Genomic DNA, 14,061 nt, shown 5'->3' with positions numbered 1-14,061 from the left:
TTCTGTTAAATCAGAATCAGCCAACAATATAAAAGGCTGTTCGGGTGATTGAGAAAGAATATATTTTTGTAACCTAAGAAGCTGAGGTTATAACTCTTATCGAATCAGTAGTATTGCCCGTATCATCACCACGTAATATCATGGACGTAGGTTATTCAATATAAACACAAGTCTGCAAAAGCGAGAACACAATGCCAACATCACTTCTGGACGAGCGTAAAGATGCGCCCCTGTCGGCAGATATCAAATTCCTGACTGAAGCACTATTTAACGTCCTGCAAAACGAAACCACAGCTACTGTACAAACTGTATTGCGCCAGCTACTCAGTGGTAATCAGCCACAAACCATCATTCAACAGGTGGTGCCTACTCTGGATTTACAACAACAGCAAGATTTGATTCGTGCATGCAGCCTGTTTGCACAAGTACTGAATATTGCCGAAGATGCCCACCATGAACGGCGGCGCCAGGCATATGAAAATGACAGACAGCATCCCGGACGCACCAGTTTTACTCATGTTATCAACCAGATTCAGCAACAGCAGATTAGTGCTGCACAACTGGAACAGATTCTGCAGCAAACCAGTATCAGTGCAGTGCTAACCGCTCATCCGACTGAAGTACAGCGCCAGTGCATTCTGTGCTTTCAGCGTCATATCCGCACCATTCTCAGTGAATACGACCATTCTGATAATCACTATAACGAACAGCTAAAGCAACAGGCTGAAGCTATTCTGCTGGCCTTATGGCAGACTGATGAAACGCGCCATTTCAAAATCAGCGTAAGTGATGAAATTTATAATAGTGTTACCTATTTTCCATTGAGTTTTTTTAAAGCGGTACCAGCCCTTTACCGCAAACTGCAACAGCAGCTCACCAGCACGTATCCGCAAATAACTCTTCCTGATGTACTCAGTATCGGTGGCTGGGTTGGCGGAGATCGTGACGGTAATCCGTATGTTAATGCAGATACTTTACAGGAAGCTTTCATCTTTCAGGGTGATACTTTGTTAAAGCATTATCATCAATGTCTGGATGAGCTGCATCAGTTGCTGCCGCTTTCTTCTCGTCGTGTTCAGATTGACAGCAGCGTGTATCATATGGCCGAGCAGTCACCGGATACCGCAACGGCTCATAGCGAAGAACCATACCGCCGTGCTCTTACCTATATACAGGCACGTCTAAATGCCACCTCGCGGCAACTGAATATTGCTCCACACAAGCAGCATCATGGTCTGCCTCCATATAAACAACCAGAGGAACTTTTGCAGGAGCTTAATAATATAGCCAGTTCTTTACAACAAAATGGCAGTGCCCTGCTCACACAAGGCAAACTGGCTGACCTGATTCGTTCTGTTTCCCTGTTCGGTTTTCATCTGATGTCCATCGACTTGCGTCAGCATGCAGCCAAACATGCCGAAGTTGTAGCCGAACTGTTTACACATGCCGGTCTTGAAACGTTTGAGACATTAAGTGAAGCAGCCAAACAGCGCGTTCTGTTACGTGAATTAAGCACCCAGCGCCCGCTATACAGCCCTTATATTCAGTATAGTCCGCACACCATGCGTGAGCTGGCTATATTCCAGACTGCGGCGAATATTAAAAATAACTATGGTGAAACCGCTATCAATCAGTGCATTATTTCTAACGCCGAAACCGTTAGCGATATATTGGTGGTAGCGTTATTGCTGAAAGAAACTGGTTTACTGAGCATCAGTAATGAGAAACCGACCAGCCGGATTAATATTGTTCCTCTGTTTGAGACCATTGATGCCTTGCATAATTGCATCAGTATTATGGATAAATTATTTAATCTGCCCTGGTATCGTGCTTTTTTGCGTAGTCGTGATAACCTGCAGGAAATTATGCTGGGCTATTCCGACAGTAATAAAGATGGTGGTTATGTAACCAGCCAGTGGTCACTTTATCAGGCTGAATCGAGACTGGTACAACTGTTTGGTCAGCACCATATCCGTCTGCGCCTGTTTCATGGCCGCGGTGGCAGTGTCGGTCGCGGTGGCGGACCTTCATTCGATGCAATCATGGCACAGCCGGCTGGCAGCGTAGCCGGACAAATACGCATTACTGAACAAGGAGAAGTTATTACCGCCAAATATGCTGATCCGACCAATGCAGAACGTAATCTTGAAGCACTCATTGCTGCTACTCTTGAAGCTACTGTTTTACCCATGCACAACAGTGAGCCTGACAGCGAACTGATGAATGCATTGTCTGCCAACGCATTCACACATTACCGGCAATTAATTACCTTTCCGGGCTTTATTGATTATTTTCTGCAAACTAGCCCGATTCAGGAAATTGCGAGCTTGAATATTGGCAGCCGCCCCGCCAGCCGGAAAACACTGGCCAAAATTCAAGACTTACGCGCCATACCATGGGTATTCTCATGGACCCAGAACCGCCTGATGCTGCCGGCCTGGTACGGTTTCGGTAGTGCAGTAGCGGAACTGATTGAACAGGACAGCACCAATCTGCAACGCTTACAGCAGCAGGTCAAAAATAGTCCGTTTTTTCAAACCATGCTTTCCAACATGGATCAGGTCATGGCCAAAGCCGATCTTACTATTGCTGAGGCTTATGTAGATCTTGCCAGTGATCAGCAAGCTGCCAGAACCATTTACACCATGCTATCTGAAGAGTTTGAGCGCAGCCGGCAGGCTTTGCTTAATATTTTGCAACGTCAGCATTATCTGAGTGATAACCGCACTCTGGCACGTTCTCTGGCCTTGCGTATTCCGTATCTGAATGCACTGAACTGGTTGCAGATACATCTGCTGCAACAACTGCGCCAGCAGCCGGATAATAGTGAGATACTCCAGCTCATCCATCTGACAATTAATGGTATTGCACAAGGGTTGCGTAATACCGGCTAGATATCATCCTGTTTTGCGGACAGTATTTCCATTCTGTCCGCTCATCACCAGTACATATAACCTAAATTTTTCCAATGAAATATTTATTTTTATATCCAAAATAAAATACTTGGATATTGATATATAAATATATTTAATTTTTATAAAAATCAATGTATTAAAATTAATAAGTAAAAGTGATTACAAATCTGTTACAGTCGCTTGAAATCGATATACAACGACCCAATTTAATCACATAACTTACCCTTTTGCAGAGGAAAAAATATGCAACCGGAAAACAATACCGAAAACGAAACACAGGTTAACGATAATACCGAAACCACAGAACCAATTGTCGCTCCTGAAGCTACCGTAGAAGAGTTACAGGAACGTATTAGCGAACTTGAAGGACAACTCAAAGACGAACAGTTACGTTCACTCGCCAATGAACAAAATCTGCGCAGACGTCATCAGGATGAACTGGAAAGCGCACATAAATTTGCCGGACAGAAATTTGCCAGTGCTATGCTGCCAGTTAAAGATTATCTGGAAATGGCCCTGCAAGATCAAAGCGGTAACTTTGACGCACTGAAAATGGGCGTACAAATGACGCTGACCGAATTACAAAAAGCTTTCGATCAGTCTAATATTAAAGAGATCGATCCTAAAGCCGGCGACAAACTTGATCCACACCGTCATCAGGCCTTGCAAAGTGTAGAAAGTGAGCAAGAACCCAATACAGTAGTTTCGGTAATGAAAAAAGGTTATACCCTGTCCGACCGTGTATTACGCCCTGCTATGGTAACTGTAGCTAAGGCTGCTGACGCAGAATAAACCTGCTTACACAAAAACCGTCAGACACACCCAAGGTCTGACGGTTTTTTATGTATACAGTTTCATCCCCATCCAATTAAATTACGATTCAAAGAGCAAAAACATGCCGTTCCGGCTATCCATCTGAGCAGTAAAACTGTACCTGAAATTATTGCTCAGCAATCACATCAATAAACACCAGCGGCTCCTTACCTATATTGGCCAAAGCATGCGATTGCCCCTTACGCGCAATCGTCACATCACCAGCCGTAACTTGATAAGATTTACCATCAGAATCAGTAAACAGACCTATCCCAGAAACAATAATATAAGTATCCTCATTATGCTCATGCCGATGAAAACCGATTGAATCACCCGGTTGCAACGTCATCCAGCCAATCTCCTTGATCGCTTCGTCTCTCTTTGCCGCATCTCGTCTGAATGCAAACTGCCCATACAAAGTGCCCTTACCACCAGCCGCCGCATCACGATTAAAATCAATCAATTCATCTTTTAAATAAACATCAGCCCATACCGTACTGGCCATAGCAGCCAGCATCAATGCAAGCAACCATCTGGCAAACATCATTCCGCCCCCATATCAAAATTTATATATTTAATTAAGTCTTTAGTTATAACTTCCATATTTTGCTCCATGAGATTAGATAATTTTGCTATATATTGAAAAATATCATTATTTATTTCCTTATTTTCTTCCTTAATAATATCAATCAGAGTATCTAAAGCTAATCCATATTCACCATAATCAACAAAATCTTTTATTTCATCTATTTCTTTAGAGATAAAACTCTTATTTAGTAAAGAAATTAAATTACCAAAATTTTCTTCTACATCCTGATATTCAATATTCATTTAATGGCTGTCTTGAAACAAAAGTCACTTATAATCCGGCCATACCTTTTCAGAAGCAAGCCGGGTAAAATTACACACCAGTATTACTTCACACGCTCCCGCTCCCCTGTCAGTGCGTGACAATGACGATACCACATATCTATTTCCCATATCGACCCTAACCAGCCAACCATCCACACGAACATTATCCCCAACCTTAATACCACTAATCTGAGTAGCTATTTTTTTATTTGCCGGAATCAAATGGACATTCGAAGCATTCAGGTACATATCATCATAAGATATGGCATAGAGCCCCATCTTTAGTGCCGGCAACACCACCAAAACGGGCTCTCTGCTCAAATTTCAGGCGCTTTACTACCTTTCCATTAGCCATACCCCCACCCCACAAACCAGTCAGTTGTAGAGATACTAGTGTGTTCATCATAAAGATAAAAAGCGCGATGTAGTACACGTGCAGGCATACTAAACCCAGCCAAAGGAGTCATTTTCACTTTTGATAACACAAATGGCTGCATTCCTGTAGGTACTTCTGTTTGCAATGGTTCATCACCCGTAGCCATCGGCCGAAACTGTGAACAATCCACACCGTCATTTAAATATGAGGGCATAACCACCCGAGGTGAATAAGGCGAAAATCGCCACCAACCAACACATAATAATAAAATACCTATCAATAACTTCCGATATTGATAAAAAAATCCATGGCAAACTTAAGCAAGAATATTTAATCCAGATTTTAGTTTTATACCAAAAATAATATTTCTATCTTAAACAACTAACAAAAATTAATAGTCAATAAATATTAAAATAAACATTCTAAGTGTGTAGCTCCTGCCTTTAAAAAAAAAATATAACCAATCTGTCTGATTATTAAATTTAATTGTTCTTGCCTATTACCAATTAACCAAGTATAAACGCATAGTTCCAATATTACCCCATATTGTAAAAAAGGATAAAATCCATGCGTTTATCAAGCCTGTTTTTTATTTTTATCTGCATAGCCATAAAAATGGCCATGGCAAAAGAAGTAGTATTACCGGTAACCTTTACCAAAGATACCCATATTGCCAAAGTAGTCTTAAATATCAACGGTAAACCAAGCCAGTTTCAGCTTGATACAGGTTCACAGACAGCCTTGCATTTACCGCTAAATACACTGCAACAACTGCCAGATACGACCAAAAACCAAAATACCAATAAAAATCTGGATTTAAGTGGAAAAATTAATGAAACACAAAAATTTCTGATAAAACATTTAGATATCAACGGGCTTAACTTTGACAACATCAATGCAGAAGAACTGAAACCATGGGGCTGGAGTTATTCCAGCACTGCGGAACCGCAACAGGCACCTGCACCAGATGACAACCTGCCAGTTATCGGTTTGCCACTCTTTCAGAATCACATCCTTACCCTAGATTTTGCGCACAAAAAAATCATAATCGACGATGGTCAGGATTCTACCCAGATAAACCAGCAATGGATTGCTTTCCCCTACAACATTCATCCCAAAGAAGGCATTATCATCAACCTTACCGACCAGAAAAAAACATACAGCCTTGTTCTGGATACCGGAGCATCAATGACCTTTATCAAAGGAAAATTACTGCCAGCATCATTCAACAGCAGCAATAAAATACCCGCACCCAAATCCGAAGGAGCCACCCTGCGCCTGAATAAAAAAGGCAATCCCCAGACTGTTAAAATCATTCTGACTAACCCATCTATCCGTAAATTCCCCATTCGGGCGGCTATTATGGACGGTATGCCGGAACAATTTGAATCAGACGGCTTACTTGGCGTGGATTTCCTGAAAAAATATAGCGTGAAAATAGACCAGAAAAACCAGCAGCTATGGATTAAACCAGCAATATAATATCAAACTATATATTATAAATTTATCTATTTTGAATTAAACTTAGAAGAGCATTCTAGTAATTCTTAATTTATAATATTACTTTATCATTAAACCAGAACAAGTATATTCTTTCTAGAATATAGAAAGAATATACAATACTTAAATAACATAATGTTAAATTAAAGAGTTGGATGAGCAAATCAAGCAATAAAACAACTGACAAGTAAGATATCTTTTTATTAATCCAATATCAAGATAAACCAAACTATCTTGTATATGCCAGTATCATTTTAAGATATTAATACTTTCCTAAATTTTTATTGAATTAAAATTTTACCTTAGGTATACTTTAAACAAATGGATTGGGTAGCCCAGTCGGCGCTGTAGCCTTGAGTATTCTCAAGGCTCTTCTGCTTTTTGGACTTTATTTTTCCGGCAAAATATTTAGCCCATAATTCAGATAATTGTTTCCTACATTAAGCCGGCCACCTTCACAATAAAATTTTAACTTTAATACCTCAAAAGCCCTATTGAGTTGTCTCTCAGAATTATTAAAATCTAAATGATTCCTACCAATAGGTCTAGCACACAAATCAGCAAACTGTAATCCAGTACTATTAGCGTCTTTTTTCTTAATCAAAATCTCAAATGGAAAATTAGTCTTTAATGAATTATGTCCATCACAAATACGCCTAAATGCTAATTCAATGCTTTTATCTTCCTTTGCGCCCCGTGATTCTATGACAACATAAGTTTTTCTAAGGTGACTATTTTTCTCTCTCATAAAATTATAAAGATTAACCAGACATACTTCCATAGCTGCATTATATAAATTATCTTCATATTTACCCTTGCGTTTATCGATGATAGTGGAAATTAAAATAAAATTAGTTTCGCACATTACTTTATTCAAATCATTTAAGAATTCATCAGATAAAGCCTTGAAATTAAAATTGAAAGGGTATTCATGTTTTCTTATTTCTTTTTCATGTAGAATAACCATATCATGCCCAAAAAATTTAAATTTCAATGCTTGGATTAAAGGCACCAATTTTTCAGTATAAATACGCTTATTAAAAATGCAAAACGCCAAAACAAAAACTGGATAATTTTTATCATTATCCATAGTTGGCGTACCGCTCTCATCTGCATAAACAATAAATGGGCTAAAAGAATTATAATAATCTGCTAATGATTTTTCTTTACTATTAGCAGATTCATCCAAATCTAAGGCTAATTGAACCTGATTCTCAATATTATATGTATTGTTAGTAGCTATCAAATTACTTTTAGTCATATTTATTACTACATACTGTTTAGTACGGAATGCATATCTCCGCATTGATATTTAATCAAACATCTAATATAAACAATAACTACAACTTGTATAAACTTTAATATTAATAAATTTACTTCAACATCGAGCTCAAAAACGCCTGTGTCCGTGCATGCTGCGGATTAGCAAAAAAGCTTCTCGCTTCACCCGATTCAACAATCACACCTTTATCCATAAACAGCACCTTATTGGCCACCTCACGCGCAAAACCCATTTCATGAGTGACCACAACCATAGTCATTCTGTCTTCAGCCAGTTGCTGCATCGTTTTCAATACTTCGCCGGTTAATTCAGGATCAAGAGCTGAAGTAGGTTCATCAAACAGCATAATTTGTGGCTGCATAGCCAGTGCACGGGCAATAGCAACCCGCTGCTTTTGTCCGCCAGATAATTGAGACGGATAATAATCCTGTTTATTAGCCAGACCAACCTTGCGCAACAACTCCTGTGCCAGCGGAACAATCTCATCACGCTTCATTTTTTTCACAGTTATTGGAGCTTCAATGATATTTTGTAATACGGTCATGTGCGGAAACAGATTGAACTGCTGAAAAACCATACCCATCCGAGTACAGATTTTTTTTATCAGGCCTTCAGATACATAATGAGCACGATTGTGGATATTGTTCTGTACCAGAAAATCATTTTCAATGGCAATACTGCCCGCATCTATCTTTTCCAGATAATTCAGACAACGCAGTAATGTAGATTTGCCTGAACCGGAAGAACCGATAATGGCAACTACTTCTGAGCGTGCTACCTGAATATCGACGCCTTTGAGTACTTCAGTATTACCAAAAGCCTTATAAATACCGCGGGCATCTATCATTAAATCAGTCGTCGTAGCGTGCATAGCGTTTCTCCATTTTCTGGAAGCCCCAGGTCAGAATCAGGGTCATAATCAGGTAGAATGCAGCCGCCACAAAAAACGGCATCAGATTAAATTCACGCTGTACCAGCTGATAAGTTACCCGCATCACATCCTGTAATGCCAGCACATATACCAGCGATGTATCTTTAACCAGTGTAATCGTTTCATTGCTTAACGGCGGCAGAATTTTTTTCCACATTTGTGGTAAAACAATACGACGCATGGTTTGGCCGTAGCTCATCCCTAATGTCTTTGCTGCTTCATACTGTCCCTTACCTACCCCCTGAATTCCGGCACGGAAAATCTCTGCAAAATAAGCAGCATAGTTAAGCACAAACGCTACTACCGCTGTAGTATATGCCGGCAGTAAAATATTTACTGCCGGTAAAGCAAAGTAAATAAAGAAAATCTGCAACATTAAAGGTGTGCCGCGCATCACCCAGATATAAAAATTAACAATATAATCCAGCGCCCTGATTTCGGAAAGGCGCAATAATGCCAATACCAACCCTAACGGAATAGACAGTAATAGAGTAATGGCAAACAGGCTCAGAGTAATTTTTGCTCCTGTCCAGAGTTCAGGCAGCATATTTAACACATAATTCATGTGTATTCCTTAAAACAACAATAACGCTGCCTGAATAAATTCTATTCAGGCAGCGTTGATTCCAAAGTAAAACAACATTTATTTAATGATGTCTTTACCGAACCATTTCGTAGCAATTTTAGCAGATGTACCGTCTGCTTTCATACTATCCAGAGCCCCTTGAATTTTTTGCTCCAGAGCCTGATCATCTTTACGGAAAGCAACAGCATATTGCTCCGTACCAAAATTATCACCTAATACTTTATATTCATTAGGTTTTTTTGAAACATAATAGCGACCGACTACTTCATCTACAACCAGTGCATCTACACGTTTGGCGGATACATCCATTAATGCTGTCACATTATCTGCATATTTCTTCAATTCTTTGAATGATTTGGCTGTATTCTGATCAGCTTCTACTGCATCAACAGCACTACTGCCATCTTGAACCGCCACAATTTTACCATTCAGATCAGCTTTAGTATTAATTCCGCTATCGGGACGGACAACAATAATCTGATGATTGTCCATATACGGTTTGGATAATAATAATTGCTGCTGCCGCTGTGGAGTAATGGTTAATCCGTTCCACAGCATATCAACACGTTTACTGTTAAGCTCCGATTCTTTGGCACTCCAGTCGATTGGCTTAAGCTCAACATTCAGACCGGCACGCTTGGCTGCTTCACGAGCCATATCAATATCGAAACCAACCAACTCATTTTTTTCATTACGAAAGCCCATAGGCGGAAAGCTGTCATCCAGCCCCATTACTACCTTTTGACCTGTACTCTCACCGGAGCTGGAAGCAGTACCTGAGGCAGATTCACCACCACAGGCAGCTAACGCCACCGCAACTACAGAACCAAATAAAAAATTACGTATGGCGTTTTGCATATATAAAGTTCCTGATTTAAAGGTATTAGATAATTGTGTCATACACACTATACCGGAATTTTTTAACACTTTCATCTGCCGGCAATCAGGTATTTGCTGCAAATACCAGAACACATAGCAGACAAATACCAAGTTATTATTGGTCATTTTATCTCTGATTCAGCATGAAACGTGCTGATACTAACCATGGAGATTCATTGTGATATTATGCGGCAGCCGAATGCAACGCTTGATGGTTCATACGAAAAAACAGTTTACCATCCTCTTCAATACGCCGGATGGGCCATTGATATACTTCACTCAGCAAAGCAGATTGCATAACATCCTGAGGTGTTCCTGAAGCAACTATCTGTCCTTCATTCATTAATACAATAAAATCAGAATGATTTGCTGCCATAGTTAAATCATGCAGTACCATAACAACAGAAAAATCATCGTGATGCTCATGTAAATAATGCATCAGTTGGTGCTGATGACGAATATCCAGATGATTACATGGTTCATCAAGCAGTAGTAATGGTGCATTCTGAAGCAACGCACGTACCACATTAGCACGCTGCTGTTCACCTCCGGATAAACTGCCTATGCGTTGCTGTGCCAGTGAGCATAAGTCGAAAACATCAAGTAATTGCTGGAGCTTTGCTGCGGGTGCCCGGGCTTTCTTAAACCAACCGCCCTGAGGAGAGCAGCCAAGCTGCACATACTCAACTACCGTAAGCGGCAAATTATATTGTCCGTGCTGCCCCACCCATGCAATCTGCCGGCGCTTTAAACTATTGTCAACCGATTCTCCAAATAATTTGACACCGGAACCATGCAGACCTAACAGTGCACGCAGTAAAGTTGACTTACCTGCACCATTCGGCCCGATAATACTGATATGCTGATTGGCCGGTAAATCAAGTTGTGGTACCGATAAAATACAACGGCCACGTGGTTGTACATGTACATTGCGAATGGTAAATAAATTTTCCATATCCAGATCCTAGCGACGCAATGGCTGTAAAAACAACCACAGGAAAAATGGTCCGCCAAGTAAAGAAATTACGATACCTACAGGTAAATCAACCGGATAACTCAGCCAGCGCGATACACTGTCTACCAGCAGCAAAAATATTGCTCCCAGCCAGGCAGACAACAGAATAATTTTACGCCGGCTGCCGCCGCGATTACGGGCAACTACATTCGGTACCATCATACCCAGAAAACCAATAATACCGGCCATTGATACCGCTGCTCCGGTTAACAGAGCAGAGCCTATCACTGCCCATATCCGGGTACTCCCGACAGCAACACCCATACTAATGGCTGTTTCTTCTCCCAGCATCAGAATATCCAGTCGCCTGCCCACTGCCACCAGAACACACAACCCCAGCAGCATTACTACCAGTGCATACCATGGTGAAGTAAAGCCGGACTCAGCCAGACTGCCAGCAAGCCAGCTAGTTGCACTGCGTAAAACCATATCATCCGACATAAACAGAATCATGCTTACCAATGCACCACAAAAGGCACTGATAACAAAACCCATCACCAGTAGCCCCAATGTTCCTCCGCCTAGTAGACGATGTACCGTCAGAATCAGAACACATACCAGCAAAGCCCCCAGAAACGCAGCCATTGGTACTGTTACTGCACCCCAGCCACCTGCCAGGACGGCAATAACCCCCAGTGCGGCACCACCGGAGGTACCTATCAGGCTCGGATCCGCTAGCGGATTATCAAATAATGCCTGCAATGCAGCACCGGAAGCGGCCAGTGCGGCACCCACTATCAGCGCTACCAGTACTCGCGGCAGCCGGATACCTAGTGTTATCTCATCCATGGATTGCGGCCATTGCCAGCCACCCATACCCAGTCCCAGACAAAACCAGCTCAACAGTAAACTGAATAATATAGCGGCGATAAACCAAACCAGTTTAGGCCAGAACGCACTTTTCACCCTATTGTGATCAGGCGTACCGGCCGTTTGCTGCACTTGCGTCATAATTATTGTGCCAGTTTATAAAGTTTAGGAATAACCTGCGGAGTATTCAGGCCATAACGAAAAATATCATTTGACGGCATAAAATAGATTTTCTTTTGTTTTGCGGCTGGAGAAGCAGCAATTTCCGGCCGTTTAATCAAGCCCTGCACGCCGCCTGTCAGTTTTTGGTTGCGTTCGGCAATCAGAATGATATCCGGTTTCGCGGCCAGCCATGCCTCGCGTGACATCGGTTTCATACCTTCAATAGCAGCGGCTGCATTAATACCACCAGCCCTCCTGATGAGTTCATCCGCAGCAGTACCCCGGCCGGAAACATAACGACCATCATAGCTAATCAGATAGCGCTTACCGGTTTTCGGCATCTGTTTCACCTGACTGAGCCAGCGATCTGCCAATGCATTGGCTTCTTTACTCTTACCAATAAGCTGTCCGATCTGGCGAATACCGGCCGCATAGCCATTAATATCATCCTTTGGCGCAACATTCACCGCTTTAACACCTACCCGGTTCAGATTGGCGTAAATACTGGTTGGCTGTGCCATCCACGAACCCAGAACAAGAGTTGGTTTTCTGGCCGCAATCGGTTCCACACTCAGCCCGTGAAACAAGCCGATACTGGGCACATTCTTTAAAGCCGGATTAGTAGAAGCCCTCTCGCGCCCTACTACTTCTTTAGCACTACCCAACTCCACCACAATATCTGCCACATCAGGCGTCAGCGTAACAATACGAGCAGCAAACGCAAATGGAAAAGCAGCGCACATAGCCGCTGCCAACAGTAATTTTTTCATAATCCACCCTTTAATTACTCATATTACAATGGCAGATATCCATATTCCTAGTAATTTATGATTTCACCATAACTACAAAATGCATATCTGCCCCGGCTGCTTAGCCTGCTAACAAGCCATCCATCAGCTGATGCCATGATTGCATTTCATCATTACCTTCTTCACGGCGACCAAAAATTTGCACCACAGTTTGACGATTTTTGTCAAAACCTTCTATACAGGTCACATAACCTTCACTGATCGGACGACGTACCACCCAGGTTTCCACAATATCACTATCGCGCAGATGCAAATCAAAGCCTTCTTCCGGTACTTTGGCATCCAGTACATTCAGATAGCCATGTGAACGTACTACATTGTGTAGTTTACCGGTCTGAATCTGCACTAAGCCACGATTACCGACAAATACCATAATTTCCAGATTATTTGCCTGAACATACTGCAGAACTTCTTCCCATACACTGCGATCGACCTGCTTAGTGCTGCCTGCCGGTGCATGACGGTAAGACTGCTGGCGGTCAATTTTAAAAGTCTCCAGCAAACCACCAAAATGATGTACATCTTTCAGCTCATTCCAGCGCTCCTGAAAGGCCTGCTCGCGCTCTGGTGACAATGGTTCCGGTATCGTTACATTAATTTCCGGTGCCGGCAGAAATTCCGGTTTGCCACTGGTTGCGAATTCATCAATCAGAGCCTGCCATGCGTCTAGTTTAGTTTCATCACGCATGAAAATTTTTTCAATACTCATGCCGTATTCGTCATAAAACTGAATCGAACGCATGGTTCTTTCACCAATCACCACAGTTGTAGCGATAGCATGATGCCAGTTATGCAGGAAAAAACGTAAATCCAGCCCGCCCACATTCAGCGCCAGCCCTGTACGCGCAGTTAGCGTTACATGTTCATAAACACCAACTTTTTCATGTACTGCGGCATCATTACGCACCACACTCAAAACTTCTCCCAGGGTTTCCAGCTTAAGTACCAGATCGCGAATCCGGCTGCCCAGATAAACAGAGTCCGGAGCATCTGCCATTAATGCGCCTTCACTCACACCCAGATCAGCTGCTGCCTGACGCGGAAAGTACATTCCTCCTTCGACAGTTGCCTTTTTATCCAGATATTGTTGCCATAAACTCATGTCTCGTTCCTTTACAAAGTTATTATTGA

At 41.9% G+C, this 14,061-nt stretch carries 15 protein-coding genes; 3 read left to right on the top strand and 12 right to left on the bottom strand.

The features are described 5' to 3' along the window. Positions 1 to 191 precede the first annotated feature (191 nt). Both ppc and grpE read left to right on the top strand, forming a co-directional pair. A complete protein-coding gene (ppc, locus tag H3V00_RS09285) occupies positions 192 to 2,894 on the top strand; it encodes a phosphoenolpyruvate carboxylase (protein ID WP_198207775.1) in 2,703 nt (900 codons plus the stop codon). 264 nt (positions 2,895 to 3,158) lie between these two features. Continuing rightward, entirely contained in the window at positions 3,159 to 3,707 is a 549-nt protein-coding gene (gene grpE / locus H3V00_RS09280) for a nucleotide exchange factor GrpE (protein WP_037476114.1), read from the top strand. Positions 3,708 to 3,855: 148 nt separating this feature from the next. Here grpE and H3V00_RS09275 read toward each other — a convergent pair whose 3' ends face one another. The 4 genes from H3V00_RS09275 to H3V00_RS09260 all read right to left on the bottom strand — a co-directional run bounded on the left by H3V00_RS09275 (position 3,856) and on the right by H3V00_RS09260 (position 5,170). After that, entirely contained in the window at positions 3,856 to 4,245 is a 390-nt protein-coding gene (locus tag H3V00_RS09275; protein WP_232335980.1) for a cupin domain-containing protein, read from the bottom strand. Between the two features lie 26 nt (positions 4,246 to 4,271). Continuing rightward, positions 4,272 to 4,559 carry a MafI family immunity protein gene (locus H3V00_RS09270; RefSeq protein WP_078475034.1) on the bottom strand — a complete coding sequence of 96 codons (288 nt, stop codon included), beginning with the start codon at positions 4,557 to 4,559 and terminating at the stop codon, positions 4,272 to 4,274. Positions 4,560 to 4,583: 24 nt separating this feature from the next. Next, positions 4,584 to 4,859, bottom strand: coding sequence for a hypothetical protein (locus H3V00_RS09265; protein WP_198231802.1), 276 nt, complete (start codon positions 4,857 to 4,859; stop codon positions 4,584 to 4,586). A 68-nt stretch (positions 4,860 to 4,927) separates the two neighbouring features. Next, on the bottom strand, positions 4,928 to 5,170 hold the full coding sequence (locus tag H3V00_RS09260; protein ID WP_198207772.1) for a hypothetical protein: 243 nt from the start codon (positions 5,168 to 5,170) through the stop codon (positions 4,928 to 4,930). Positions 5,171 to 5,523: 353 nt separating this feature from the next. Between H3V00_RS09260 and H3V00_RS09255 the strand changes: the two genes are divergently transcribed. After that, positions 5,524 to 6,438 (top strand): hypothetical protein, encoded by a 915-nt coding sequence (locus H3V00_RS09255; RefSeq protein WP_078475037.1) that lies wholly within the window; start codon positions 5,524 to 5,526, stop codon positions 6,436 to 6,438. A gap of 406 nt (positions 6,439 to 6,844) precedes the next feature. On the opposite strand, the gene H3V00_RS09250 is transcribed toward H3V00_RS09255, so the two are convergent. The 8 genes from H3V00_RS09250 to H3V00_RS09215 all read right to left on the bottom strand — a co-directional run bounded on the left by H3V00_RS09250 (position 6,845) and on the right by H3V00_RS09215 (position 14,032). Further along, the gene (locus tag H3V00_RS09250) at positions 6,845 to 7,717 is read right to left on the bottom strand and encodes a DUF3800 domain-containing protein (protein ID WP_198207770.1); all 873 of its coding nucleotides are present in this window, start codon (positions 7,715 to 7,717) and stop codon (positions 6,845 to 6,847) included. Positions 7,718 to 7,829: 112 nt separating this feature from the next. Then, the gene (locus tag H3V00_RS09245) at positions 7,830 to 8,585 is read right to left on the bottom strand and encodes an amino acid ABC transporter ATP-binding protein (RefSeq protein ID WP_037393151.1); all 756 of its coding nucleotides are present in this window, start codon (positions 8,583 to 8,585) and stop codon (positions 7,830 to 7,832) included. A gap of 4 nt (positions 8,586 to 8,589) precedes the next feature. Further along, positions 8,590 to 9,234: an amino acid ABC transporter permease gene (locus H3V00_RS09240; protein ID WP_025329847.1), complete on the bottom strand. Its 645-nt coding sequence runs from the start codon at positions 9,232 to 9,234 to the stop codon at positions 8,590 to 8,592. A gap of 78 nt (positions 9,235 to 9,312) precedes the next feature. Then, positions 9,313 to 10,113: an amino acid ABC transporter substrate-binding protein gene (locus H3V00_RS09235; protein ID WP_025329846.1), complete on the bottom strand. Its 801-nt coding sequence runs from the start codon at positions 10,111 to 10,113 to the stop codon at positions 9,313 to 9,315. A gap of 205 nt (positions 10,114 to 10,318) precedes the next feature. Further along, complete coding sequence (locus H3V00_RS09230; RefSeq protein ID WP_198207768.1) at positions 10,319 to 11,089, bottom strand: ABC transporter ATP-binding protein; 771 nt, start codon at positions 11,087 to 11,089, stop codon at positions 10,319 to 10,321. A gap of 9 nt (positions 11,090 to 11,098) precedes the next feature. Then, positions 11,099 to 12,100 carry an iron ABC transporter permease gene (locus H3V00_RS09225; RefSeq protein WP_025329844.1) on the bottom strand — a complete coding sequence of 334 codons (1,002 nt, stop codon included), beginning with the start codon at positions 12,098 to 12,100 and terminating at the stop codon, positions 11,099 to 11,101. 2 nt (positions 12,101 to 12,102) lie between these two features. Further along, the gene (locus H3V00_RS09220; protein ID WP_025329843.1) at positions 12,103 to 12,891 is read right to left on the bottom strand and encodes a hemin ABC transporter substrate-binding protein; all 789 of its coding nucleotides are present in this window, start codon (positions 12,889 to 12,891) and stop codon (positions 12,103 to 12,105) included. A gap of 100 nt (positions 12,892 to 12,991) precedes the next feature. Further along, positions 12,992 to 14,032, bottom strand: coding sequence for a ChuX/HutX family heme-like substrate-binding protein (locus tag H3V00_RS09215; protein ID WP_198207766.1), 1,041 nt, complete (start codon positions 14,030 to 14,032; stop codon positions 12,992 to 12,994). Positions 14,033 to 14,061 lie beyond the last annotated feature (29 nt).

The sequence above is a fragment of the Snodgrassella sp. W6238H11 genome, from assembly GCF_016100525.1.
In the GTDB taxonomy this organism is placed as follows: Bacteria; Pseudomonadota; Gammaproteobacteria; order Burkholderiales; family Neisseriaceae; genus Snodgrassella; species Snodgrassella alvi.
The sequence above is the reverse complement of the archived record's forward strand: the minus strand, read 5'-3'. Positions and strand labels throughout refer to the sequence as shown.